Genomic DNA, 26,405 nt, shown 5'->3' on the forward strand with positions numbered 1-26,405 from the left:
CAATATATTGAGGTCAACAAAAACCAAATTGTACCTAATTAAATCTTTTGGAGATAGGTAATGACATACTATTCCGTTTTAGAGGTAACGCCGACAGCAGATGACTGGGTCGCTGATTATATTGGTCATAGCGCCCTAGACGGTGACGGTATTGAAGATGTCTCTCAACCCAATATTAGAATGAGTCTGGAAAGCCGTGCGCTTGTTCGATATTCTTGAAAAGGAAATTCTAAGATGCTGGACATGACATCTGAAAACAACTTTCCCATTATTAACAATGCATATAATGCGGTCTACAAACCAAATAAACTTAGTTTAGGCCTTGTGGTACCTATAGAAAATTATGCGACAAGCCCCGTTCCCGATATGGCAAACCATATTAAACGTGTGAAGCTTGCTGAAAAGTTGGGGTTCACAGCTATTTGGTTGCGCGATGTCCCCTTTAATGTGCCAAGTTTTGGAGATGCAGGTCAGACATTTGATCCATTCACATATCTTGGTTTTCTAGCAGTCCATACAAAACATATCGCATTAGCCACAGGCAGTATAATATTGCCACTAAGACATCCAGCGCATGTGGCAAAAGCGGCAGCAAGTGTGGATGTTCTTTCTGATGGTAGACTGATCATGGGCGTCGCATCCGGCGATAGACCAGAAGAATATCCTGCAATGAACCTACCTTTTGAAAATAGAGGAGAGCGCTTTCGTGAAAGCTTCGCATACATTCAGCAGATGTGGTTGAAAAACCCAGACTTCCAAAATGATTTTGGAAACTCAAACGGGCATATGGATATGTTACCTAAACCATCCAATGGCAAGCTTCCTCTTCTGATCACAGGTGCAAGTCAGCAATCGCCAGATTGGTTGGCAAAAAATGGAGACGGTTGGATTACCTATCCAAGGAATGTGTCCACACAATCCACCATAATCAACGAATGGCGTAGTAGAACCCAAGATGCAGGACTTTCAATCAAACCCGCATCACAATCCCTATATATTGATCTGACAGAAAAACCAGACGAAGCGCCCTCCCCCATCCATTTAGGATTTAGATCAGGAACTAAATATCTGATTGATTATCTCAAATCCTTAGAAGAAATCGGGATGAACCATGTCGCTCTTAACTTACGCTTTAATCGAAACGATATCGAAGAAACTTTGAAGCAGATATCAGAAGAAATTTTGCCGAAATTCACCTAATAAGGAATATAACAATGACAAAAACGATCTTAATTACAGGCGCCACGGATGGTATTGGGCTGGAAACAGCCAAAAAACTTGCATCAAAGGGACATACCCTTCTATTGCATGGGCGTAATTCCGGTAAAATGCAGGCAGCTATTAAAGCTGTTTCCGCAATAAATAGTAATGCTAAGATCGAAACTTACTTAGCCGACTTATCTGATCTCAAAGAAACAGTGAAACTTGCTGACGAAGTGAAGAGTAAACATGCTGCAATTGATGTGCTTATAAACAATGCAGGTATCTTCAAAACGTCAAACCCGATCACGAAAGACAATCTTGATATACGCTTTGTGGTAAATACAATCGCCCCATATTTACTCACGATAAATCTGCTCCCAATATTGAATAATAACAGTCGTGTCGTTAATCTTTCTTCAGCAGCACAAGCCCCAGTGGATATGGCGGCCCTGAATGGAAATCTATCAATGAATGATGGTGAAGCTTATGCCCAAAGTAAACTTGCTATCATCATGTGGTCACGTGGTTTAGTCCATACTATGAATGAGGCAAGCCCAATGATTGTTTCAATAAATCCAGCCTCCTTCCTTGGCAGTAAGATGGTAAAAGAAGCATATGGAATGGCCGGACATGATTTAAGCATTGGTGCGGATATTCTGGTAAAAGCATCGTTATCCGATGATTTTAAGAATGCCTCTGGCAAATATTTTGATAATGATAATGGTTGTTTCGCTGATCCGCATCCTGACGGATTAAATCGCCAAAAAACTAACGAGTTAATCACAAATATGGAGAGCTTGATTAAGCAACTTACTTAATAAATAAGTCAATGTATTCAATCACATTGGCTTATTTTCATTTAATTATTTAGCAAATTGTCGACGTGCAAATAACTCATGTATAATCATGCGATCTTCGTGACTTAGCATGGCAAAATGTTTGGTCGTGATATCTAGAATAACTTCGAAACTTTCTTTTTGATATCTGACTATATCCGCTGAAATTTCATCAGCTTCCAAAAGATCAAAATTTTCAGCACGTAAAGACTCAAGTCCTCGTTTACGGGTCTCCCGCATGTGCCGCTTCAAAGTATCAAAATGCTCTTTTACATTTAAAGCTAAATCTTCAACAACGCGCTGTCCTTCAGGGCTTAATTGTGGATGGGCCATTTCCAAAATACGTAACACGATCTTATGTGGTGGCGGTGGAGGCCCCATAGGACGCCCATCGGGTTTATTTTGCTCACTAATTTCCGTATGATCACCAAAGAAGGTCATAGAGCCGAACTTTCCTAGAAAGAAAAAGTTCAGACATAAAGAAAGGACTATAATGCCTTTCAAAGCAGATTTACTCAATTGCATCAGGCCAACCCAGCGTTATTCAATAAAGGTAAAAAACGTTGTAGGCAGGGTCTTCTGCCAACGCAACATCCTCAACCGTATCACCTTTAGACACGCCGGATAGAACCCCTATTAATATCCCGCATGCTAAACTCCCAGCCAATGCAAAAGCAGGAATTTTGCCCATTGATAATTCTGACAAAAGTTCAACCGCTTTTTTCATCCAGCCCGACGGCTGCTCATCCAAATCACCTTCATCATCTGGAAGATTTGCCATTATTTCATCGACAAGTGAACGGGATGTATACGTTTTTTCACGCGTTGATAACTCTCGTTCTATATCTTTGAAAAACTCTAGCTCCTCAAAATCTTGAGGATTATCTTGCAAATACAAATATGCTTGCTTCTGCAATTCGGATGGCCACTTACTTAAGTCACCACCATACATATTCATATGGTCGTCAAATTCTTCTTTTGTCATGTCGAAGCTTCTGCCTCTAATATATAAGTTTCAAATATTAACTTAATTGAGAACGTTAAGAGTTTCAATGATTTCCATCACTTTTTCTCTCACAATCCGTTCACAGTTTGCTGATCCTTCATAATCTCTCTAAGGCGTTGTCGCGCACGCTTTAAAAGTGACTCCGCCGCATTTAACTTTATGCCCATTACTTCTGCCACCTGTGCGGCCGTTAACCCTTCATGATAATATAGGGAAATTGCAACTTGCTGTGTTTCAGATAGCTGTGTAATAGCATCACGTATCCGTGCAGAAACCTGATTTTGCTGTATGTGGGCTTCCGCATTTGGGCGTTCATCTTCAGGTTCTTGAACGTCTTCGATATTCGAGAATTTGGTTTTACGTTGATAATCAATCGCCCTATTAAGGGTCATGCGATATAGCCAAGTTCGAAACGATGCTTTTTCAGGATTCCATTTCCCCTTACTTTTCCATAGATTTAAGAACACATCCTGTGCGATATCTTCAGCATCACTATCTCCAGACACAATGCGTTTAGCTAATGCGACCGTACGATCTACATGACGTTCCACCAACTTTCGATATGCTGACTTGTCGCCTTGCACCACCAAAACCATTAAAGCTTCGTCACTATCTGTTTCTGGAGATAGTTTTTGAGATTCCGGTTTATGACGTGCCAGTCGCTTTGCTAAAGCCCCCTTTAACTTGGCAACAGCAGGTAACGTTTCAGTCAATTTGTACTTCTTTGCATCCATATCTTCATTGGATTGATGCAAAGCATAATTCCCCGATGCCTCGTGACTGGAATCCAGCAACAAGCCATCCATATATGCAGACTTACTAATTGTCTTTGCCCCTCAAATACACACCCATGGTTTAACCATTAAGCACGTACATGCTCTTCCTCACGTTGTAAGGATTGACTTGAGGGTTCTCCCGCAAGCGCTGCCCAAGCAGAACGCATCACATTAACCTGTTGCAGGATATTATCGTAATGTTCGATCTTATCCGCAGCTTTATACCTATAATTAATCTGTGAAATCAGATTTGTATAGTATTCTTTGAGGGTTAAAGCGACTTTCCCGCCTTGCTTGAAATTAAGGTTAGATCTCAAGCCTATTAAAGCTTTTAAAACTACCTCAACTGAATTGAATTCTGTTTCAAAATCCCCGTTCAACCGAGCCTCTTTTGCCAAATATAGACGATGATACATTCGATCATAGATGCGTAAGATAGCACGTACGCCAGTTTGTGCTTCGCTGGCACGGGCATATGCATTTATCGCGTTGGCATAAGCTTGATACATTGGTCTAACTCCTAGTCTTCATTGGTGAGAGCTGTCAGCGTATCCAAGACGGCTTCATATTCCGCGATTTCTGCTTCCAGTTCTGCGTAATATTCCACTAAATCGTCATAGTAGTTTGCTGCGTCGCTCTCAATTTCGGAGATTTCTTCATTTTTGTCGGATATAGATTCTTCCATATCATTAATAATTTCGGACAAGATCCCACTGGATTCATTTGCCCAACTATCAAGGGAATAACGCATTTGATCAGCAATCCCCTGAGAAATTGATATATTCACCGTGGTAGTAGCATCCCCGGTATAAATGAAGGAAAGCCCTTCATATTCGGTACCTTCTGCGCCGGAAATAACCTTGCCATCAATCGTAAATAAAGATACATCCCCACCAACATCAACAGAAGTCACGTCTCCTGCCCCATCGATTGTAATATTCATGTCGAAATCCATATCCCCGAATATGCCGTCATGAGCCGTAATCCCGAGGTCAGAGGAGGACGTAGTCGCATTGAAGGAAAAGAAAGCTTCGATTTTTTCCGGTTCAGATAATAACACTTCATCCAAAACATCTCCATCAATGGTCAGAGTGTTATCCCAGTTAAACGTGATCCCGAATGACGCAAGACTGAGAACCTCATCATCCCCATACTCAACTGATGTGTTCAAAAGGTTATAGATTTCGCTATTTGCATTTCTTAACAGACTATCTCCAAAAAGAACCGCATCTGCAGACGCCTCACCAGATGTGGTGGTTGCTTGCTGTACAATGGCAAAATTTCGATAGTTGTTATAGGCATCAACAAAGGCTTGAACAGCTTCCTTGATACCAGATAGATCCTCTGCCACCTCTAACGTAATAGTAGTCCCCGGGTTTGCAGTATAAAGGCTTATAGTGACGCCTTCTAAAAGATCATCAATTGAATTACTATCTCTCTCAACAGTCACCCCATCAATCGTTAAAATAGCAGGTTCCGCTGCTTGAAGTTCATTTTGATAAATTCCAGCGCCATCGATGATACCTAAGCTTTGCGCTACATCGTCACCAGAGACTGTGGCAAAGGTAATTTCTTCATTGGTGTTTGAAGCGGTTAATACCATCATAAATTCTGTTTCAGAAACTTGTAAGACAGAAGCACTTACACCTGTCTCATCCGTTTCCGAATTAATCAGATCAACCAAATCATTCAAGCTGGTTGTGGCATCAATCGCAATATCAACGGATCTACCCGTTGCTGTTGAAAGATTAAAAGTGCCATCTAGCCCCAAATCGGCATCAGCATCCGCGACTGTATCAGATGCGATCTTATGTGCAGTCGCAATTTGCTCCACTTCAATTTGATAACTGCCACTAACCGCGTCATCTTCAACAAGGACCCCCATGATGTTATCTGCAGGCACATCACTGTCACTGGTTAGATAGGCAGCTTTATCATCAAACACATTATCATCGGTATCTGTTGCTGTATCCGTAAGTGTCGTCAACGCATCTTCAAATTCCTGGAGATACGTTTCCATTTCTTCATATGCTGCAACAATGGCCTGATCTTCCGATACCTCATCTGCCAAAGTGTAGGATTCACTCAAAGCTTCTTGATATTCTGCTTCAATCAAAGATGAATAGTCATACCCACTCGTCCCGGATACATAAGTGGTCGAAGTGGTTTGTGTTAATGTTGTTGTGCCTGACACATCAGTCATTTTTTGTTCATCCTAAAATTAAAGTTGAGAGACGGGAAAGCGGTGAGGTACAAGGAAGGGGGGGGCCGCTTTCCCATCTACTCGATTACTGGAACAAGCTCATCAATTGAGAAGACATAGAATTCGCCTGAGCCAGTGCTGAAATCGCCGCATTGGTTTTTACTTCCGCAGAGGAGAGTTCAGCTTGTTCTGCAGCAATATCCGCATCCACAATGGAGGAGTTTGCTGCTTCCAAATTTTCTGTTGCCTGTGCAATGTTATCTGCGCGAAACTCGAAACGAGACATCGTCGCACCAACATTTGCACGTGTTGCTGAAATTGAATCAATCGCTGTATCAATTGCAGCCGCAGCGGCTGTTGCGTTTGCCTGTGTATCTACAGACAATGCATTCACACCAAGTGCAGTTGCATCTGAATCGTCGATTTCAACGCTTAAAACATCGTTTGTGGTATCTGTTCCCAAAAGGAAATCCACACCCGTACCCGTTACCCAGTCAGAAGTACCATCTAATAATGAGTCACCATTAAACTGGGTAGATTGTGCAATAGAATCGATCTCGGCAATCAGCTCTGAAAATTCCGCATCGATATATGCACGTTCTGTATCGGTCACAGCACCAGAAAGTGATTGAGTTGCAAGAGATTTCATCCGTTGCAAAATATCACTGATATTTGAAAGACCTCCGTCCGCTGTTTCGAGAATATTAATGCCGTGTGAAGCGTTTGTTGCTGCCTGCTCCATCACTGTAATATCAGATTGGATACGTGTCGCAACTGCCAATCCAGCTGCATCATCGGATGCACGGATAATACTGGAGCCACTGGCAATTTTTGCCAATGAGTCAGATTGATCCATAGAGTTAGCATTCAAGTAACGCAAAGCTGTATTCGCCGCTGTGTTAGTAGAAATTGTAGGCATATTCTTTCTCCTTCTGTTGAAATCGCCAGCGGATTCTTCCGCATGTCACACATAGGCTTGTACGAAGGAGCCATTGGAATACTGGCGCATCTTTTTCGAAAAATTTTTTTTTATTTTTTTCGCCAGTATTTTCACCGCCCTTTCGTAAATGGTCATAACAGGCCGACAAAGCCGGACATGAATTTCTGACAGCTTTTACGCCCTTAATTATTTCGGCTGAAAAGCTGTCCGCCCCTTTGAATGGGGTCTTAGGAAAGGACTAAAATTATGGAAGTTTATGGACTTGTTTCATCCAGCGGATATGACGCTGCAACTTATAGCGCGGAAATTGAAACCAATTATGAAGATTTCCTGACTTTGCTTACAACGCAAATTCAAAATCAGGATCCGACCAATCCAATGGATACAACTGACCTAACCAATCAACTAGGTGAGTATTACACGTTAGAGCAGCAAGTGATGACCAATGAGCTTCTCAATACATTGGTCTTGGAAACACAATATGGATCCACTGGAAATCCAACTGAATATCTCGGCAATACAGTTACATATGTAAGCGATGAAGCAAGTTTGGGATCAGATGGTGCCTATTGGGAATTCGATCTACCTGAAGGTACGACATCTGCTGATTTAACCGTCACAGATAGCGAGGGCAACACCGTTTATGAAGCAACAGCTTCCTATAATAACGACGGCATAAACAACTTCATCTGGAATGGTGCAGGCACTGACGGAAATACCTACACCAGCGGCACATATACGCTTCAAGTTATTGCATCTGATGCCAACGGAACCGTCACTGACGTTGATGATATCTATACCCAAGGCACGGTCAGCAAAGTCAATTGGGTCAGTGGTGAATATGTACTGACCGTAGATGACGAAACAATCACATCCAACAAAGTAACTGCCATCGCAACCGCGGCGTAACTTAACGGAAAGGAGCCAAACCATGAGTACATTAAGTGGCGCGCTCAATGCTGCTGTAAGTGGGCTTTATGCACAAAGCACAGCAATTTCAACAATATCAACAAATATCGCCAATGTTGATACGGTTTCCTATAAAGAAGCAGATACCAGTTTTTCTACATTGGTAACCAACAACACAAGTTCTTCCAGTTATTCCGGTAGCGGTGTAACTGCAACGGTCAATCAGAATATAGAACTTCAGGGAATTGTTGAGAACTCAACATACTCAACACATATGGCAATTGATGGTGAAGGCTTCTTTGTTGTTTCTGATGAAAGCGGCGATAGTGTTTATTACACTCGTGCTGGTGATTTTGAAGAAAATGATGAAGGTTATCTCGTTAATGATGCTGGTTATTATTTAATGGGATATCCAGTTGATGAAAGTGGTGAAGCCCTTTCAGGAACCGGATCAACAGCTAGCCTTGAACAAATTAACCTAGACAGTATTACTGGTAATGCATCCGCCACGGAAAATGTCGCAATTGATGCCAACTTACCCGCAGATGCAGCGATCGGTGACACATTCACAACCGATATTGAGGTTTATGACTCACTTGGCACAAGCGCGCTTGTGGAATTAACCTGGACCAAAACAGCAGCCAATGAGTGGACTGCAACTTATGCGGACCCGTCTTATTCCAGCGATACCTCCTCCGATATCGGGGATTCCACAGGTAGCTTTACACTGAACTTTGATAGCGATGGCAATCTAACAACCACCACACCCGATCCAGCGGTACTTGATATAACAGGATGGACAACAGGCGCGTCCGATAGCAGTATTACTTTTGATTTCAGCAATGTAACACAATTTACCGATGCAGATTCTACAACAACCGTCACGTTAGATTCCATCTCTAAAGATGGCGTCCAATATGGCGACCTGAAATCAATCACCGTTGATGATCAAGGATATGTCATCGCCTCTTTTGAAAATGGTACCAGTTATCCTGTCTATCAGGTTCCCGTTGCCACTTTTAGTGATCCAAATGAATTACAAATGGAAAGCGGCAATGCCTATTCCGCAACTTATGATGCCGGTGATGTCAGCTTGAATGTTTCTGGTGAAGGATCAGCGGGTACAGTGAGTGGTTATTCACTAGAGGCTTCTACCGTAGATAATGCGGATCAATTAACCCGTCTTATCGTTGCGCAACAGGCATATTCCTCTGCCGCGCAGGTGATCACTGCAACAGATGACATGTTTGACGCCTTATTATCGGCGACACGCTAATGAGCAACTTACCTGAAAAACATAAACCGCGATCTAATCAATTACTGATCATGGAAGGTGAGCGTATTCGCTTGCTTGGGAAGAAATTGATGAACCAACATCCGGATATCATTTCACGAAATGAAGTCCTCGCCTGCAAAGATGACCTACGAAATCACATGCATAAATTGAAAGAGCGCCAAACAAAGATACGCACAAATATTTTACGACAAACTAAACGTAAATTAGCCCTCGCCGCCTATCATAGAGCAAGCAAATAAGGAGATAGATATGTCTGAAACATTAGCCTTGAAAATTGAAAATAATGCAGAGCTGCCAATCGTTGGTAAGCTTTCACGCGTGATTGATGAGTTGATGCAACTGTTAACCGAAGAAGCAACCTGGTTACATAATAAATCAGATAAAACCTCCGGATTAGAAGATATCGTTAAGCGCAAAGTTGCGCTCTCTAAAACATACTTTGATCTATTTTGCGAATATAAAAGAGATCAACAAAAAATCATCGCGTCAGGTGCAACTGAGAACGATATCTTAATGGAAAAAACCAAACGCCTTTCCCAGATTTTGTTAAATAACAAATCCATGCTGGAAGCACGTAAACAATCCACCAGTAAACGCATCAATGCTGTTGCTACCGCGATGGAAAAAAAACGCATCCAACATAACGGTTACAAACTGATTTTGGGTGGTAAATCTTCTGCGACAACGAACCAAGCCATGATTACTGATCTCGGTGTTTAATAAGTTCCTATTTATTCATCTTCATTTTAATAATCAGAGGGCAAAGCCATGAGCACAACGAGCATCAGCATTAATGCAAGCTTAACGGCAATGCAGACTGCAAGTTACAATATTTCTGTTTCCTCTGCCAATGTGGCCAACGCGGATACAGAAGGCTATACCGCGAAATCCACCAGTAACACGACACAAATGGCAGGTAGCACAGCAGTAGGTGTTCAATCACAAGCCCTGACAAATATGGTGGATCAAAACCTACTTGATGACTTGAACGAAGCCGCAAATGAAGCAAAATATACAGAGACACTACAGACAGGTTTGGAAAATATTTCAAACTCATTAGGGTCCGTCTCTGGGGATGATAGCTTATCAGAAGCAATCACAGATATTGAAACGGCTCTACTTTCGCTAGAGCTAGATCCAGCTAGTAATTCTGATCAAATCGTTTTTGTAGATAGCCTTAACGATCTGACAACCCAATTAAACAACACGTCAAACGATATTCAGGATCAACGCGCTATATCAGATGAAGATATCGAAACAGCGATCTCAAGCGTTAATTCCCTATTAAATGAAATTGATAGTTTGAATGAGCAAATTGCCATTGCCCAAGCCAATGGGAATTCTACCCTTGACCTTGAAGACAGCCGAAACACGGCTTTACAAGAATTATCAGGTTATATGAATGTGAATTCTTTCACAGATAGCAACAATCAACTTCAAATCTATACCGAAGGTGGCACCGCATTACTATTATCGGAACCACAAGAACTTTCCTATGAGGCCACATCGCCGGTAACCTCAACGACGAGTTTCAATAGTATTACTGTTGCTGGAAAAGATATTACGTCCGAAATCACGGGAGGCGAAATCGGGGCTTCTCTTGAATTACGCGATGAATTTCTGCCTGACCTGCAAGCTGAATTAGACGAACTTGCATCCACACTCGTTGACAGCATTAATGCAATTTCTAACAAAGCAACATCAATTCCATCGCCTGCAACTTTAACCAGCCACCAAACTGTCTCTGCAAGTGATGCGTTTACTGGAAGTGGTACATTTCGCATCGCTGTCACAGATAGCGATGGTGCTGTAACTGAATATGCAGATTTTGATGTTTCAACTTATTCAACGGTACAAGATTTTATTGATGATCTAAATTCTATGGCAGGCGTGAGCGCTTCAATCAATGCAGATGGATATCTGGAAATAATAACGACAACAACAGATACAGGATTATCATTTAATGAAATGGATAGCGCTGTGGGCGGCGATTCTCTTGGTATATCTAACTATTTCGGTTTTAATTCCATTCTTAGTGGGGATTCTGCTACCAACATTTCGGTAAGTGCCGACCTATTAGACGATCCCAGCCTGCTACCAACTGCGGAACTAAACGATAGCTCAACTTTGTCTATTGGTGATACGGGCCTAAATAGCGGTGATACAAGTATTATATCCAGTTTAATATCGACTTTTTCCGAAGATCAATCCTTTGATGCTGCTGGCAATTTAGGTGCAGATACAACCAGCTTCGCCAACTACGCGACGAATATAACCAGTGCGCTGGCCGTAAAGACGGACAGTGCCATAACCGATGCAGAAGTCGCTGTTTCTGCTTACGACAACTTAGCGGCCTCCTTCGCGAACGAAACAGGTGTCAATCTTGACGAAGAAATCGCTAAGATGAACGCCTATCAAGAATCTTATGAGGCGGGCGCCTATATTTTAAGCACCATACAGGAAATGTTTGATGTGCTGATGAATGCCGTGACCTAAGGAAAAGAAAATGACAAGAGTAGCCACGTTTTCCAATTATCAAAATCTTCTAAATATGAGTATGAATGTCCAATCAGATGTGTCTTCAAAACAGCTGGATATTGCTTCAGGCAAGATAAGTGAAAATTATTACGATCTTGCCAGTTCCACCAATCTCATTCTGGATTTGGAACATAGTATGTCAACCAGCCAACAATATATTGACAATGCAGAACAGGTCTCTGCACAAGTTGAGGCAACATATGCAGCTTTAAACAGTATGGTCGATGTAATGGCAAATTTCACAAGTTCTGTAACCGCCTCCCTTGGAGGAACAGATGATGTTGAGGAATTAAATGCAACTGCCCAAGCCTCATTAGAGGAAATGGGCGCCTTACTAAACCAGCAATATGGGGATACATATTTGTTTGGAGGCACGGATACTGGCCAAGCACCTGTAGATGTGTCTTCTGCCAGTTATTCAGCACAAACCTATCCATCAACAGTCAGTACTGATTATTACTCAGGTAACGATGAAACCCGAAGTTTTCATGCGGATGATAATTATGAAATAAATTATGCTGTCACAGCCAATGAGTCCGCTTTTGAAAAAGCAATTCGCGCGATGAGCATGATGGCAAATATGAATCCTCATGATGAAGATGCCATTGCAGAAGCACATGATTTAATGAATGAAGCCACAGCGGAAATCGCAGCCCTACAAGCAGAAGTTTCCATTACAGCCAGTAACATTGAAAATACGATCGATGCCCATACAAATGCGCAACTGATTACTGAAAGTATGTTGGGTGATCTGACCGAAGTCGATGTCGCAGAAGCCACAGCAGAACTTAACCAGTTGCAAGCTCAATTGGAGGCTTCATTCTCCGCAATTTCAAATGCGACTTCATTAAATCTTATTGATTACTTATAGCACCAGTATTTCTGACTTTCATACGTATCAATAAATGTTAAACCTCAATTTAAGGATGATCAGTCATGGATGTTACATCCAATAATCTTGCTTATGGCGCCAGCCTGATTTCCCAATTAAACAATCAGACTGACAGCACAGGCACCAAAGGAAATGGGAACATTTCCAGCGACATAAATTTTGCCAATTTGATGCATGCAATTGGTCAAGGCAATGCCGACCAAATGGGCGCAATTCAAGCTCTTGCAGATCTTGGAAATGGATCAAGTGAAAACTTTCAATCCGGTGACAACCTATCCAATATGTTTGGATCAGGAAATATGAGCGCAACCACAATGCAAGGCCTGTTGGACTTGCAGTCTCAGAATATGTTTAGTGATGCGGGTTTAGCGCCTCCGCCTCCAAATGAAGCATCGCAAAGCAAATCTGATTATACATCGACAGCTACGAAATCACGTAGTGAAACCGTGGATAGTATTCTTGAAAAACTAGAAGAAATGGAAGCTTCCCAATCTAGTACTGATACAGAACACATCGAAGGACACGGGCAAGAATTGTTTATGGCGATCGATTCCGACGGTGATGGAAAACTATCACAGCAAGAATTATCCGATTTTGGTCCTGCTATTCGAAATAGTTTTGGCGGAACCACAGAAGAAGATGTGTAAATCCTAACCGCTAGAATGAGACAGACTGATATGCCGCCTTCGTCACAATCCGATCTTGTCGGGCTTGCGAAGGCGGATGTCCATAAGTTGATCTAAATATCTTGGAAAAATAAGCGGGATTATCAAAACCGCAAGCTAAGGCAATCTCAGAAATAGATGCCTCTGTTTGATTTAGTAGATGACGTGCGCGTTCCATCCGTAAATCCATATAATATTTCTTTGGAGATGTATGAGTATATTTGCCAAATAGACGTTCTAATTGTCGAGCAGAAATTCCAATTTCTTCAGCAATAAATGTCGTTGAAACAGGTTCTTCAATCTGGTCTTTCATCATTTGAACAGCACGTGCAAGATATGCATTGCGAACTGCGTAACGTGATTGAAAAGACCGTTTCTGTGTTGATTCCGCATCTCGACTTGCCGAATAAACCATTTGATCCGCAACGGTTAAAGAAAGGTCATATCCATGCTCTATTTCCACCAGATGCAACATTAAATCCGCAGTTGCCGTGCCACCTGATGCGGTAATGATATTTTCATCCGCAACAAAAATACTGTTAATTAAGCTGATATTGTGAAACCGTTCTACAAAACCATCGTGGAATTCCCAATGGATAGCTGCGCGTTTTCCATCTAAAAAGCCAATTTCCGCCAAAATCCAGGCACCGGAACAAAGGCCACCAAGTTTGACACCCTTTAATCGAAGTTGACGCAGGGCACCTACTAAATTCGGTGTTATATAATCGGTCATATTGCCACCGGATAGAACAAAAGCCCGATCACAGTTGGGTAAATCGTCAAAGCTATGCTGGACCAACATTTGTGAGCCATTTGAACAGGTTGCCAACGCCCCATCTTCAGATGCAAAAGACCAAGTATAAAGCTCTTCACCGCTAACTAAATTGGCAATACGAAGGGGTTCTACCGCACAAGAAAAAGCGATATGAGCAAATTCTTCAACTAGTAGAAATAAGAAATGTTGAGGTTTCTTCATTGCCTTAAAAGTTCCGCTATGCAGATATCTCTACCTGCATAGTGGTCCAGTTTTAGTCGTTACACCAGTTTTTTCTATGTTTGCGTAAGCAAAGCTTAGTTTACAGCACGTGCAGCCGCCAACCAGCTGTCATATGCGGCTTGGTTTGCTGCAATCCATTCATCCACATGACGATCAATATCCGCAGAATCACTTTCACCATCTGCAACCTTTTTGTTTTGGGCTGAAATGTCATTAATATCAATTTGTGCCAATTCGAACAATTTAGCGGCTGCCGGATTTGCAGCAAGAAACTCATCTGTTGCAACAACACGAATGCTATCCACAGAAAAACCTAGATTTTTACCGTTGAAAGTGGTGTTATCTTCTTTGCCATCTGGTAGAGAAGTATATGGAACAGACAACCATTCAACATCTTCACCCGGCACCAACGCGCCAGATACCCAATATGGTGTCCATGTGTAATAAAGGATATTTTCGCCAGCTTCGTTGCGCGCAATACTATCCGCAATAATTGCATTATAGGCCCCTTGGTTATGAGCCACTGTATCACGCAGGCCAAATTCCGTTAGTTGATGTTCAATCACACGTTCACAGCCCCAACCTGGAACACAACCTGCCAAGTCCGCTTTTCCGTCACCATCTGCATCAAACATGGCAGCATTCTTTGGATCCTTTAATGCATCAAGACTGGTGATACCTGCATCATAGGCAGCCTTATTCACCAAGTATCCCTGTAAAGCACCATCGATAAGTGTACCTACTTTTTCAAGGACTTGATCGCCACCGGATTCCTCAAAGAAATTATGATGCAACTCATTCCAGTGAACAGCCGTAAAATCGCCATCACCTGTACCTAAAGCCAGATGAATTGTTTGATATTCAACTTCTTGTGGCTCTTCAACTTCGTAGCCTAAATCTGACAATGCTTTAAAAAGAATGCGATGCTGAAACATCTCTTCCACAGATGGGGCCATAACAGGACGCACGGTCACGCCTTCGCCCGGCTTATCTGCGGCAAATGCTGTACCTGCCAACATCACACCTGCAATTACACTACTTAGAATACCTTTTTTGAACATAAGTTTTCTCCTCTGCTAAATGTTCAATTTTCTTTTTTATAAAATGAAATTTAAGATTTTTTACTGGCGAGACGGGTCATAAAACCTACAGGTCCGCCTTGCCACCAATGACGATGACCACGTTCACGCCCTGAACGACCCATACCTTGCGTAATCCGATCTAAAACGATTGCTAAAATCACAATCCCTAATCCACCAACGATGGCTTTACCGGCATCTAATCGTCCCATAGCGCGCAATACTTCGTTACCAAGGCCTTTTACTGAAATCATGGAGGCAATCACCACCATGGAAAGGGACAACATAATAGTCTGGTTGACCCCCGCTAAAATGGTCGAAGTCGCCAAAGGTAATTCCACTTTGAACAGGATTTGGGTAGGACTTGCACCAAAGGCACGAGCGGCTTCCACCACAGATGGGTTAACATTGCGGATCCCTAACGAGGTCAATCGGATCAATGGAGGTAGTGCAAAAACAATAGTCACGATCACACCGGATACATTGCCGATGCCGATCAACATCACCACAGGAACCAGATACACAAAGGCCGGAATTGTCTGCATGGTATCCAAGACTGGACGCACCATTGCCTCAAATCGATTACTTTTACCTGCTAATACGCCAAGTGGCAGACCGATGATAAAGCATAGTAAAACCGCAGAAATTACTATAGCCAAAGTAGTCATTGCCAATCCCCAAGCCCCCGGTGACAACACACCGAGAACGGCCATGGAAATCCCGACAAGGATCGCCACACGTCGACCTGCGGCTTGCCACGCAATTAAAACTAAGATGATCAGCATGATTGATGGTGGTACTGCATTTAACCCCACATCAATACCAACAATCAGATCATTAAAGAATTTCTTGATAGGTTGTATAATTTCACGATTAGCGATGGCCCATTTCTTAATGCCATTCGCACTGTCCGCAATACCAAGATCCACAGATGCAAAGGGATCAAGTAAGCTAAATGTTTCTTCTTTTTCAGCCATAATGTTATCCTCGCCCCTATTGCGTTAACTCTGTATCACCTTGAATGCCGCGCAATAAGGCATTCTTGGTTACAACCCCGATTGGCTTGCCTTCAATCCGGACAACAATTGGATGCTGGGTTGAAATCGATAAATTCACCAAATCATCCAAAGAATGTTCAGGATGGGCTTCCGGCCATTCATCCAAGTTTTCAACAGACCCAAGACGTTGTTCATACGCCTCGACAGGTTCCATAATTTTTCCCGCTGAAATCAATTCAAGTTTCGAGATGCCAGCCACGAAATCCGCCACATAATCATCGATTGGATTAGTCACGATTTCTTCAGGTGTCCCAACTTGTACAAGAACACCGTCTTTCATGATGCCGATGCGATCCCCGATACGGATCGCTTCATCCAGATCATGCGTAATGAAGAGGGTTGTCTTTTTCATCTCAGCTGCCAAGGACATAAATTTGTCCTGTAACTGACGACGAATAAGCGGGTCTAATGCTGAAAATGGTTCATCCATCAACAAAATAGACGGGTCAGCCGCGATGGCACGGGCAAGACCTACACGTTGTTGCATACCGCCGGATAACTCATCTGGGTATTTTTGATCCCAGCCGTTTAAGTCAACCGCATCAATAGCGCGCATAGCATTTTCATGGCGCTCTTTACGATCATGACCACGAACTTCCTGACTAAACGAAACATTATCCAAGACAGTACGATGCGGCATGAGGGCCATATTCTGGAAAACCATGCCGATTTTCTCTGCCCGCACTTCACGTAAATCCTTGGCAGATAGCGCATTTACATCCATACCTTCGATAAATAGCTGACCGGATGTAGGCTCAATCAAACGATTCACATGGCGAATCAGTGTGGATTTACCGGATCCGGACAGGCCCATAATACAAAAAATTTCACCGCGCCCAACTGTGAAGCTGGCATCCTGAACACCAACAACACAATCATATTGATCGCGTACTTCTAATTTACCCAAGCCTTTTTCGGTGATCGCTTTCATCGCCTCATCAGCGCGTCTACCAAAGACTTTCCATAGGTTTTTGCAATCGATGACGACCTCATCTTTATGCGACATTTCTTCCGTCTCCCTGAAGTATTCTGCCTTAATATTTTTTAAATACATCATAAATTCATATTGTATACAAGATTTATTTTTGCTACACACATTTCAGGAATTGCTTGATCGTGGTGCAATCCCATAAACTAAACCCACAATGATCAGGTAAGGACTTAAGGAGACCGAAACGGTGAAAGACGCAGCAAAACAAAGAAAAACAAAACTGTATGACCATCTAAAGCGTGCCATTATGACGTTAGAACTGCGTCCGGGTGCGGATTTGGATGAAACACAGTTATGTGATGCATTTGAATTATCGCGCACACCTTTAAGAGAGGTCCTGCGACAGTTATCCGGTGAAGGTTATATTGAATTACGTGAAAATCGCGGCGCATGGGTGAGTGAGATGTCTTACACCACGCTTCGTGATTTCTTTTTGGCAGCCCCTATGATTTACGGTGCAATCCTGCGCTTGGCAGCAACAAATGCGACCCCCGCACAAGTTATTGCCCTCAAGGAAGTCCAAGAGGAATTCAAAACATCCCTCACCAATGCGGATGCAGCTGCACGTGCCTTAAACAACAATCGGTTCCATGAAATCACTGGTGAGATGGCAAATAACGTTTATTTACTGCCATCTTTCCGACGCCTGCTTATTGATCACGCAAGGATCGGGATGACTTTCTATCGTCCGAACAACACGGATATGAAAGAAAACCTATCTGAAGCAAGCAACCAGCATGATGCGATTATCGAAGCTATCGAAGCTGGTGATGAGAATGCGGCGGCGCAATTGGCGATTGATCACTGGAATCTCTCCCGTGATCAAATCGAAATGTTTGTGACACCTTCTTCTCTGGAAATTCCATTGGGAAGTGTGTCTATGAAAACCTAGCGACAACGCGAGAGGACATACATGACTCCAGTCTTTAAATTTGATGGGATTTACACCCCCGTTATAACCCCCTACTTCTTGGATGATACGGTCAATTGGGATGCCTTGGCTGACATGATTGACTATCTTATTGAAAAAGGGGTCCATGGTATTATTTCCGGTGGCTCAACCGGGGAAAACTATACTCAAACCATCGAAGAAAGATTGGAAATTGCCCGTTTCACCAAGGAACGGATTAATGGCCGTGTGCCCTTGGTGATCGGTACAGGTGCATGGTTACCTGCGGAATCTATTACATTGGCAAAAGGTGCAAAAGATATGGGCGCAGATGCGCTCTTACTTGCAAGCCCGCCATATTCCGTACCGACGGATCGCGAAAACGCCCTAAATGCATTAGCAATCGATAAAGCAGCTGATCTTCCGATTATGCTGTATAATTACCCACATCGTACAGGAACGATGATGGGCGAAGAATTTATAGATCGCGTCGGACGCAGCCGCAACTTCTGTGGCATCAAAGAAAGTTCCGGCGATATCAATCGCGTTCATCTATTGGCCCGCGATTATCCACATATCCAAATGGGATGTGGTATGGATGACCAAGCCCTTGAATTTTTTGCATGGGGTGCGCCATTTTGGGTATGTGGTGGTTCCAACTTCCTGCCAGAAGAACATGTTGCACTTTATAACGCATGTGTTGTTGAAAACGATTTTGCCAAAGGACGTAAGATTATGTCCGCCATGCTGCCTTTAATGCATGTGTTGGAACAGGGCGGTAAGTTCATTCAAACCATTAAATATGGAGTGACCGTTAACGGGATCGATGCGGAACATGTACGTGCGCCTTTAAAAAGTCTGAATAAAGATGACAAACGCGCATTAGAACAAGTGATGAAAGTCTTAAAGCGTACAATCGCTGATATTGTGAAGGAAGGTTAATCATGGATCTGTTAACACAAAAAGAATACGAAGCCCTTGCTGCAGACATGACATTCCCAACCAGCGCTTTCATTGATGGTGGGTATCGTCCGGCAATTTCTGGAAAAACGTTTGCCTCAACAAATCCAGCAACAGGTGAAACCCTCGCGGAAATCGCAGCATGTAACAGTGAAGATGTAAATTTCGCGGTAGAAAAGGCTCGTGAGGCTTTTGACGATGGTCGTTGGTCTCGCATGCATCCTAGCGATCGCAAAGATATCCTCATTCGTTTTTGCAAATTATTAACCCGTAACCGCCGTGAATTGGCAGTAATGGAAAGTCTAGATTCAGGCAAAACCATTTTTGATTGCGAAACTGTGGATGTGCCAGAAACCATCCATTGCCTAAAATGGCATGCGGAAGCAATTGATAAAATTTATGATCAGGTTTCCCCTGCTTCCGACGATCATATTGCTATGGTGGTTCGTGAACCCATTGGCGTTGTTGGATTGGTTCTACCATGGAATTTCCCATTATTAATGTTGGCGTGGAAAATCGGCCCTGCCTTGGCGGCGGGTTGTTCCATTGTTGTGAAACCAGCAGCAGAAACATCATTAACCGCCCTTCGGGTTGCAGAACTAGCCAGTGAAGCTGGCCTTCCCAAAGGTGTTTTAAACATTCTTCCGGGCGGCGGAGCAGATGTTGGGGAACCAATTGGGCGACATATGGATATTGATATGGTGTCTTTCACTGGCTCTACAGTAACGGGCAAACGTTTCTTGACCTATTCCGCAGAATCCAATGCCAAAGAGGTTGTCTTGGAAATGGGGGGTAAGAACCCGGCCATTGTTATGGATGATGCCGAAAATCTTGATCGTGTTGCCCAACATATTGTGAATGGGGCGTTCTGGAATATGGGTGAAAATTGTTCAGCCTCTTCCCGGTTAATTGTACATAAAGACGTAAAGGCCGAACTATTAGAACGTATTACGCATCATGCCAAAGAATGGAATGTGGGCAGCCCCCTTGATCCAGAAACACGCATGGGCGCCTTAGTGTCTGACGCACATTTCAAGAAAGTTTGCAGCTACATTGAAAAGGCAGAAACCATTATCTTTGGCGGCAAAGCAGAGAATGGTTTTGTTGAGACAACCGTGGTGGAAGTTTCTGGCAACGATGCTCTCTTGGCACGTGAAGAAATCTTCGGGCCTGTATTAAGCGTGATTACTGTTTCTTCTTATGATGAAGCGATTAAAATCGCCAACGACACTGAATATGGTCTTTGTGCTTCAATCTTCACAGCAAATACAAAACGCGCGATCCGTGGTGCCCGTGCCTTACGCGCAGGTACTGTCACCGTGAACAGCTTTGGTGAAGGTGATATCACAACTCCATTCGGCGGGTTCAAACAATCCGGTTTCGGCGGACGTGACAACAGTGTGCATGCCCATGATCAATATACCCAGTTGAAAACCATCTGGATTGATCTGGCGGATGATGAAGATGAGGCTGTCGCTTGACCCAAAGATACACAGCTTCCCGTCTTCCAAAACAATTTGGACCTGCGGCCTGGAATGCGATCTTAGGCCAACGGACCCCAAATCCAATTTTAGAAGACAATCTAACAGCTGACTTTGTGGTGATAGGGGCTGGCTTTGCCGGCCTCTCTGCCGCGAGGCGGCTGCGACAATTGCAACCTACTGCCAGTATTGTTTTATTGGATGCGGGCGAGATTGCCGAAGGTGGCGCCGGACGTAATTCCGGCTTTATGATCGACCTACCCCATGAATTAACCTCAGAAGATTATGCTGGGGCTGGCGATGATAAAACCTTGATCCAGCTAAACCGCAAGGCAATTTCCTTTGCCAGTCAAGCAGTCGAAGAATATTGCATTGATCCAAATTACTTTGATCCTGTTGGTAAAGTTAACGGAGCAGCAAGCCAGCGGGCGGACGATCATAACACCAGCTATCAAAAGCACCTGGCCTCCCTCGGTGAAAAAAGCCAGCGCCTTGATCAACAAGACATGTATGACTTAACAGGCAGTCGTCATTACCTATCCGGCCTCTACAGCCCGGGTACAGTGATGTTGCAGCCTGCGGGCTATATTCGCGGGCTCGCAGATGGCTTAAAAGCCCAAGATGTGACTATCTATGAAAATAGCCCGGTGACGTCTTTTGAGAAGCAACCCGGTGGCAGCTATCTGGTCAAAACATCAAAAGGGTCCATTTCCACGGGCAAAGTAATCCTGACGGTGAATGGGCATCTTGAAAGTTTCGGTATTGAAAAAGGGCGTCTGATGCAGCTTTTCCTTTATGCCGTGATGACACCGGAATTGGATGAAGATGCGCTCAAAAAACTTGGTGGCAAACCCCGTTGGGGCATTACCCCATCCGATCCGATGGGGACAACCATGCGCCGGATTAATACAGGCCAAGGCGGCAATCGTATTGTGACGAGAACCTGTGCATCATTAAAGCCAAATCTGGATATTTCCAAATCCGACATGGCAAGAACAGCATCAACAATGCAAAGAAAATTTAATCAACGTTTTCCACAACTTGCCGGAATAAAAATGGAATATCACTGGGCAGGGCATCTATGCCTTAGCCTGAATAATGTCTCCGTAATGCGCCAAATAGATGACAATGTCTATGCAGGATGTGTGCAAAACGGCCTCGGCACGGCGCGAGGGACATTAACAGGTATCGGAGCTGCAGAACTCGCATGCGGTGACGAAAGCGATATTGCGGCTTTCTTTAATCAGGAGACCGCCCCAAAAAAACTCCCCCCGCAACCCTTCCAGCAAATCGGGGCGAACCTTGTTTTGCGCTATAAGGAATGGGTTGCGAGGGATGAGTAGTGGGAGAATGGATAGTGCTATGGCAAACTTAGTTTTGCCATACGCCCTCCATCCGCGGTGTAAATTTGTCCGGTGATGAACCCACTTTCTTCAGCTGCTAAAAAAGCAACCAAAGCAGCAATCTCCTTAGTTTGCCCTGTACGTCCAATCGGATGAATCGTGCCGATATCCTGACGAAATGCATCAGGATCAGGCATAGAGTCTATGAAATCGTTATTTAGCTTTGTATCAATCCAGCCCGGTGCCACAGCATTACAACGAATACCATCTTTTCCATGATCAATTGCAACCGCACGCGTTAAGCCATGTAAGCCTGCCTTTGTCGCACAATAGGCCGCATGTAACGGGTTCGCCCCCAATCCTTCAATAGAACCTATATTGACGATACTTCCCTTGCTTTCACGCAAATAGGGCAATGCAGCTTTAATCAATAAAAAAGGAGCTGTCAGATTTACACGAAGGTTACGGTCCCAATCCTCCAAAGACATATCTTCAATGTTGGCTTCCTGCATCATCCCTGCGTTATTCACAAGGATGTCTAGACGCCCTGCTTTTGTGATAATATTGGAAATAGTATCTTCCGCGGCCTTTGGATCGCTGAAATCTGCCACGACACCTTCAAATTCATCTTCAGCACTGCGTTGAGCGGTAAAGACACGTGCACCTTCGCTAGCAAAGCGTTGGGCAATGGCTTTGCCAATCCCCCCGTTGCCACCCGTGACTAAAGCAACTTTACCTTCAAACCGCATCATGAAACTGACTTTCCGCCATTAACCTCAATCAATGCGCCGCACATGTAACGTGCTTTGTCAGAAGCTAAGAACAAAATGACATCCGCAATATCTTCAGGTTCAGCAATACGGCCTAACGGCACGGTTTTACCCAATTCGGCAACAGCCGTATCAGGATCAAAACCACGCTTTTCGAAGCCCGTGCGCAGCATCGGTGTGTTGACCTCATTCGGGCATACCGCATTAATACGGATCCCTTGATGCGCATGATCATGCCCCATACATTGAGTTAGGGATGCAATGGCTGCCTTTGTCATACAGTAAACTGCATGATTTGGCCCGGGATGCACGCCCCAGCAAGACGCAGTATTCACAATGGCGCCACCGCCTGTTTCAGCCATAATCGGAATAGCGGCCCGGCAAATACGAAAAGGGGCCTCCACATTCACACCCAGTGATAAATTCCAATCATCATCTGATGTTTCTGTGACCGATCCACGGGTAATTACACCTGCATTATTAATAACAATATCTAGCCCACCCAGCGCATCGACTGCTTGTTTTGGTAAATTATCTGCATAATCTTTTTCAAGTAAGTTACCTGAAAAATGTGCATCGGCCTCAATATCTGACGTATCACGATCTGCAACAGCAACGTTAGCCCCTTGTTCACGAAGGCTTGCTACAATAGCAGCACCAATCCCGCCTGCAGCCCCCGTCACCAGGGCCTTTTTCCCTGCAAATTCCATATCTCTTCCTTTATCCGAAGGACGCTACCGGCGCCCCAAATAGGCTTTCATCAGGTTCGATACCCAAGCCAAAACCTGTTGGTTTCCTGATATGTCCGTCGATGATTTGAATGCCATTTTCGCTGTCGTAATTCCCTTCGATATAAGGGGCAGCTAACCAAACACCTTCACTCAATTTCGGGTTGATCGTTGATCCAATATGCGTACAGGCAGCCGCAATGATATCACCACCCCATGAATCATCACATGTATGTGGTAATGCACGTGCTTCACAAATATCACGGAAAGCCGCCATTTGTTGTAATCCACCGATACGCGTCACTTTCATCCCGAAACCATCGACAAGATTACTTCCTGCAGCTGAAATCACCGTATTTAAATTCACACTATTTTCATCCATATAAACCGGATGATTAATAAGTGGTCGAATACGCTGTAATTCTTCGACAGTGTTACAAGGCTGTTCAAAAATAAAAGGGATATCCTGACATTCACGACTAAGACGTAACACATCACGACCTAACCAACCGCGATTACCATCCGCTGCCAAGCGCATACCAGTTCCCTGAACAACTTCCCAAACCTTGCGAAGCGTCTCAATGTCCAACTCAACAGGTCGCCCACCAAGTTTCACCTGCAAACGTGGATAACCTTCTTTCAGCTTTTCTTTGGCAAGGCGTGCAATATCATCAGGCGCACCAATACCTGACGCATAATATGAAGGCACATTGTTCGTAACCGCCCCGCCAAGTAAGTCAGATACAGATATTTTATGGTTCTTGCCCAAAGCATCATAAACCGCAATATCAATTGCCGTCTTTGCATAATTATGACCGTTCAATAAACCTGCCATCTGCCGATGGATAGAGAGCGGTAAGATATCCGCACCGATCAAGCCTTGTCCCATTTCGGACAGAGCAGCCAGCGCCCCTTTTGAATGGGATTCTGCATATGTTGGACCGACAGGGCATGTTTCCCCCCAGCCAACGATACCGTTTTCAGCAATGACCTTCACCAATGTGGTTTGAAGGGACCATACTTCGGCATTTGCCATGGTATATGGTCCATTTTTCACCGGAAGGTCATGTTGATAGAGATGAATTTCTTTAATCTTCATGAAACTCCCTTTCCTTTAGTGTGACTGGTTCAATGCATCTGCGGCCGGGATTTCACGTTCACGACGTGCGATATAATCCATCAACTCGTCGTTTTTGGCTTCATCAAGTTTCGGTTCTTCATAGTCTTTCAATAGCTTTCGTGCATGTTCCAAAGCACGTGCGGTGATTTCTTTACTGCCTTCCGCAATCCATTGTTCGATTGAGTTATTATCAAACAGTTCAGGCATGAAAAACGCTTCCTGGAAATTTTCCTGTGTATGAGGGTGACCTAAATAATGACCGCCCGGACCAACATCTGGCACTGCTTTCAAAGCCGTATCAAAGTCATGCCATTTCGGCCCTTCTGCCATACGGTAAGCCATGGCACATTGTTCTGCATCCACTACAAATTTTGCTACGGAACAATGCATTCCCGCTTCATTCCAGCCGGCTGAATGCCATATATAATTGGCGCCCGCATGTGTAACAGCTGATAAAGTTGTCGCACTTTCATACCCTGATTGGGCATCCAACGTTTTTGCGCCCCCCAATGTATTAGATGTACGCCATGGCACCTTATAGAAACGCGCCATCTGACCAATCATGAAATTCATCAAGCTGATTTCCGGTGTACCCGCCATCGGTGCGCCGGATTTCATACTTACCGTTGATAGATAGTGACCATAAATCGCAGGTGCACCTTTACGGATCACCTGCGTATAAGCCAATGCAGATAAAGCCTCCGCGTTAAGTTGCGCTACAGTCGCAGGTACGGAAGCAGGTGTATTTGCCCCACCTAACACGAAGGGCGAACATAATACTGGTTGATTACGTCGGCAAAAAGCACGCATGGCCCCTAACATAACTTCATCCCAAACAAGTGGGGAGTTCCCGTTACAGTTCCCTGTCGTCACGGGGTTTTGATCAATGAAATCTTCGCCAAACAAGATTGCGCACATATCCAACACATCTTCTGCATTCTTCGGACTTGTGGTCATCCCCATAAACATTTTATCGGAATGTTTCATAGAAGAATACGTGATACGTAAATGGCGTTGACTGATTGGATGATCATAGGGCTCTACAATATGATGCGCAGAACTATGTAAGGCCGGCATCATATGACTGAGTTTGTGAAACATCGCTAAGTCATCCAGTGTCGGATTTCGGCGAACATCACTGAATCTCGCAAGAATGGTGCACCTGTCATAGGCACAAATACAGAGTTCTTACCACCAAGCTTCACATTGTTTTTTGGATTACGTGCATGATATGTAAATGTTTCCGGGATCGTCTTGATCAATTCACGAACCAGACCTCGGTCCAGATAAACAATTTCTCCATCAACTTTCGCACCTGCTTTTTTCCAATCTTCAAGTGCGATTGGATCGCGGAATTGAACGCCGACATTTTCCAGAATGTCCATGGACGCGTTATCAATTTTCTCAACTTGTGCGCCGTCCATGACTTCACAAAGTGGAATATTGCGTTCCAACCCCGGTAACATATCAAATTTAGGGGCAGTTCTAATTTCACGGCGGGCTGCCCGGCCTCCTGAACGATTGCGTGCTCTGGCTTGAACGGTCATTTCACACGACTCCTTCTTATACTTTTAGGGTCCATTTTAAGCTGTGTGTATCATAAGGCTATGCAAAAAACTGATGAGGTAATTTTCCGAACTTGCAGTAAAAGAATCCGACATATGTAATTTTTATGACAAGAGTGGTAGAATAACTCGTTTACAAAGCTATAGAATTATGTATTT

General features: G+C 43.8%; 29 protein-coding genes. 14 read left to right on the plus strand and 15 right to left on the minus strand.

The features are described from left to right. Window positions 1-60 precede the first annotated feature (60 nt). From E1160_RS07970 to E1160_RS07980, 3 genes are read left to right on the plus strand one after another with little or no spacing between them, the layout of a single operon-like run. On the plus strand, window positions 61-219 hold the full coding sequence (locus E1160_RS07970; RefSeq protein ID WP_155154617.1) for a hypothetical protein: 159 nt from the start codon (window positions 61-63) through the stop codon (window positions 217-219). Between the two features lie 15 nt (window positions 220-234). Then, on the plus strand, window positions 235-1,200 hold the full coding sequence (locus tag E1160_RS07975; protein WP_155154618.1) for an LLM class oxidoreductase: 966 nt from the start codon (window positions 235-237) through the stop codon (window positions 1,198-1,200). Between the two features lie 14 nt (window positions 1,201-1,214). After that, on the plus strand, window positions 1,215-2,021 hold the full coding sequence (locus E1160_RS07980) for an SDR family NAD(P)-dependent oxidoreductase (protein WP_155154619.1): 807 nt from the start codon (window positions 1,215-1,217) through the stop codon (window positions 2,019-2,021). A gap of 45 nt (window positions 2,022-2,066) precedes the next feature. Here the strand turns inward: E1160_RS07980 and E1160_RS07985 are convergent, their stop codons facing one another. From E1160_RS07985 to E1160_RS08010, 6 genes are all read right to left on the minus strand, one after another. Beyond that, the gene (locus E1160_RS07985) at window positions 2,067-2,564 is read right to left on the minus strand and encodes a hypothetical protein (RefSeq protein WP_155154620.1); all 498 of its coding nucleotides are present in this window, start codon (window positions 2,562-2,564) and stop codon (window positions 2,067-2,069) included. A 19-nt stretch (window positions 2,565-2,583) separates the two neighbouring features. Then, window positions 2,584-3,024: a hypothetical protein gene (locus E1160_RS07990; protein ID WP_155154621.1), complete on the minus strand. Its 441-nt coding sequence runs from the start codon at window positions 3,022-3,024 to the stop codon at window positions 2,584-2,586. 89 nt (window positions 3,025-3,113) lie between these two features. Further along, window positions 3,114-3,851: a sigma-70 family RNA polymerase sigma factor gene (locus E1160_RS07995; protein ID WP_235914081.1), complete on the minus strand. Its 738-nt coding sequence runs from the start codon at window positions 3,849-3,851 to the stop codon at window positions 3,114-3,116. Between the two features lie 56 nt (window positions 3,852-3,907). Then, a complete protein-coding gene (locus E1160_RS08000; RefSeq protein ID WP_155154622.1) occupies window positions 3,908-4,330 on the minus strand; it encodes a flagellar export chaperone FliS in 423 nt (140 codons plus the stop codon). Between the two features lie 11 nt (window positions 4,331-4,341). Then, entirely contained in the window at window positions 4,342-6,024 is a 1,683-nt protein-coding gene (gene fliD, locus E1160_RS08005; RefSeq protein ID WP_155154623.1) for a flagellar filament capping protein FliD, read from the minus strand. An 85-nt stretch (window positions 6,025-6,109) separates the two neighbouring features. After that, window positions 6,110-6,943 (minus strand): flagellin, encoded by an 834-nt coding sequence (locus E1160_RS08010; RefSeq protein ID WP_155154624.1) that lies wholly within the window; start codon window positions 6,941-6,943, stop codon window positions 6,110-6,112. A 267-nt stretch (window positions 6,944-7,210) separates the two neighbouring features. Between E1160_RS08010 and E1160_RS08015 the strand changes: the two genes are divergently transcribed. From E1160_RS08015 to E1160_RS08045, 7 genes are all read left to right on the plus strand, one after another. Further along, on the plus strand, window positions 7,211-7,873 hold the full coding sequence (locus E1160_RS08015; RefSeq protein WP_155154625.1) for a flagellar hook assembly protein FlgD: 663 nt from the start codon (window positions 7,211-7,213) through the stop codon (window positions 7,871-7,873). 22 nt (window positions 7,874-7,895) lie between these two features. Continuing rightward, the gene (flgE, locus tag E1160_RS08020) at window positions 7,896-9,149 is read left to right on the plus strand and encodes a flagellar hook protein FlgE (protein ID WP_155154626.1); all 1,254 of its coding nucleotides are present in this window, start codon (window positions 7,896-7,898) and stop codon (window positions 9,147-9,149) included. Then, window positions 9,149-9,409 carry a hypothetical protein gene (locus tag E1160_RS08025; RefSeq protein WP_155154627.1) on the plus strand — a complete coding sequence of 87 codons (261 nt, stop codon included), beginning with the start codon at window positions 9,149-9,151 and terminating at the stop codon, window positions 9,407-9,409. The genes flgE and E1160_RS08025 overlap by 1 nt, the downstream gene beginning before the upstream one ends. Window positions 9,410-9,419: 10 nt before the next feature. After that, window positions 9,420-9,890, plus strand: a complete 471-nt coding sequence (locus E1160_RS08030; protein ID WP_155154628.1) for a hypothetical protein — start codon at window positions 9,420-9,422, stop codon at window positions 9,888-9,890. A 48-nt stretch (window positions 9,891-9,938) separates the two neighbouring features. Continuing rightward, window positions 9,939-11,666, plus strand: coding sequence for a flagellar hook-associated protein FlgK (flgK, locus tag E1160_RS08035; protein WP_155154629.1), 1,728 nt, complete (start codon window positions 9,939-9,941; stop codon window positions 11,664-11,666). Window positions 11,667-11,676: 10 nt separating this feature from the next. Further along, entirely contained in the window at window positions 11,677-12,579 is a 903-nt protein-coding gene (locus tag E1160_RS08040; RefSeq protein ID WP_155154630.1) for a flagellin, read from the plus strand. 65 nt (window positions 12,580-12,644) lie between these two features. Next, window positions 12,645-13,247 carry an EF-hand domain-containing protein gene (locus E1160_RS08045; protein ID WP_155154631.1) on the plus strand — a complete coding sequence of 201 codons (603 nt, stop codon included), beginning with the start codon at window positions 12,645-12,647 and terminating at the stop codon, window positions 13,245-13,247. Between the two features lie 10 nt (window positions 13,248-13,257). On the opposite strand, the gene E1160_RS08050 is transcribed toward E1160_RS08045, so the two are convergent. The 4 genes from E1160_RS08050 to E1160_RS08065 form a co-directional block, all read right to left on the minus strand. After that, window positions 13,258-14,241 carry a GlxA family transcriptional regulator gene (locus E1160_RS08050; protein WP_155154632.1) on the minus strand — a complete coding sequence of 328 codons (984 nt, stop codon included), beginning with the start codon at window positions 14,239-14,241 and terminating at the stop codon, window positions 13,258-13,260. A 95-nt stretch (window positions 14,242-14,336) separates the two neighbouring features. Beyond that, entirely contained in the window at window positions 14,337-15,323 is a 987-nt protein-coding gene (gene proX / locus E1160_RS08055; protein ID WP_155154633.1) for a glycine betaine/L-proline ABC transporter substrate-binding protein ProX, read from the minus strand. Between the two features lie 50 nt (window positions 15,324-15,373). Beyond that, window positions 15,374-16,318 (minus strand): ABC transporter permease, encoded by a 945-nt coding sequence (locus tag E1160_RS08060; protein ID WP_155154634.1) that lies wholly within the window; start codon window positions 16,316-16,318, stop codon window positions 15,374-15,376. Window positions 16,319-16,334: 16 nt separating this feature from the next. Further along, the gene (locus E1160_RS08065) at window positions 16,335-17,405 is read right to left on the minus strand and encodes a quaternary amine ABC transporter ATP-binding protein (RefSeq protein WP_155154635.1); all 1,071 of its coding nucleotides are present in this window, start codon (window positions 17,403-17,405) and stop codon (window positions 16,335-16,337) included. A 172-nt stretch (window positions 17,406-17,577) separates the two neighbouring features. On the opposite strand from E1160_RS08065, the gene E1160_RS08070 reads away from it, so the two are divergent. From E1160_RS08070 to E1160_RS08085, 4 genes are read left to right on the plus strand one after another with little or no spacing between them, the layout of a single operon-like run. Then, window positions 17,578-18,282: a GntR family transcriptional regulator gene (locus tag E1160_RS08070; protein WP_218048783.1), complete on the plus strand. Its 705-nt coding sequence runs from the start codon at window positions 17,578-17,580 to the stop codon at window positions 18,280-18,282. 21 nt (window positions 18,283-18,303) lie between these two features. Beyond that, window positions 18,304-19,221, plus strand: coding sequence for a dihydrodipicolinate synthase family protein (locus tag E1160_RS08075; protein WP_155154636.1), 918 nt, complete (start codon window positions 18,304-18,306; stop codon window positions 19,219-19,221). 2 nt (window positions 19,222-19,223) lie between these two features. Continuing rightward, a complete protein-coding gene (locus E1160_RS08080; RefSeq protein WP_155154637.1) occupies window positions 19,224-20,720 on the plus strand; it encodes an aldehyde dehydrogenase in 1,497 nt (498 codons plus the stop codon). Beyond that, entirely contained in the window at window positions 20,717-22,063 is a 1,347-nt protein-coding gene (locus E1160_RS08085) for an NAD(P)/FAD-dependent oxidoreductase (RefSeq protein WP_155154638.1), read from the plus strand. Before E1160_RS08080 ends, E1160_RS08085 begins: the two co-directional genes overlap by 4 nt. Before the next feature lie 17 nt (window positions 22,064-22,080). Here the strand turns inward: E1160_RS08085 and E1160_RS08090 are convergent, their stop codons facing one another. The 5 genes from E1160_RS08090 to E1160_RS17365 are packed head-to-tail and all read right to left on the minus strand — an operon-like array spanning window position 22,081 to window position 26,228. Continuing rightward, complete coding sequence (locus E1160_RS08090) at window positions 22,081-22,815, minus strand: SDR family NAD(P)-dependent oxidoreductase (RefSeq protein ID WP_155154639.1); 735 nt, start codon at window positions 22,813-22,815, stop codon at window positions 22,081-22,083. After that, window positions 22,812-23,543: an SDR family NAD(P)-dependent oxidoreductase gene (locus tag E1160_RS08095; protein ID WP_155154640.1), complete on the minus strand. Its 732-nt coding sequence runs from the start codon at window positions 23,541-23,543 to the stop codon at window positions 22,812-22,814. Before E1160_RS08095 ends, E1160_RS08090 begins: the two co-directional genes overlap by 4 nt. Window positions 23,544-23,553: 10 nt before the next feature. Further along, a complete protein-coding gene (locus E1160_RS08100; RefSeq protein WP_155154641.1) occupies window positions 23,554-24,660 on the minus strand; it encodes a mandelate racemase/muconate lactonizing enzyme family protein in 1,107 nt (368 codons plus the stop codon). 15 nt (window positions 24,661-24,675) lie between these two features. Further along, window positions 24,676-25,782, minus strand: a complete 1,107-nt coding sequence (locus tag E1160_RS08105) for a trimethylamine methyltransferase family protein (protein ID WP_218048784.1) — start codon at window positions 25,780-25,782, stop codon at window positions 24,676-24,678. A gap of 2 nt (window positions 25,783-25,784) precedes the next feature. Next, window positions 25,785-26,228, minus strand: coding sequence for a trimethylamine methyltransferase family protein (locus tag E1160_RS17365; RefSeq protein WP_218048785.1), 444 nt, complete (start codon window positions 26,226-26,228; stop codon window positions 25,785-25,787). Window positions 26,229-26,405 lie beyond the last annotated feature (177 nt).

The organism is Curvivirga aplysinae (assembly GCF_009711445.1).
GTDB classification, from domain to species: Bacteria; Pseudomonadota; Alphaproteobacteria; order UBA8366; family Aestuariispiraceae; genus Curvivirga; species Curvivirga aplysinae.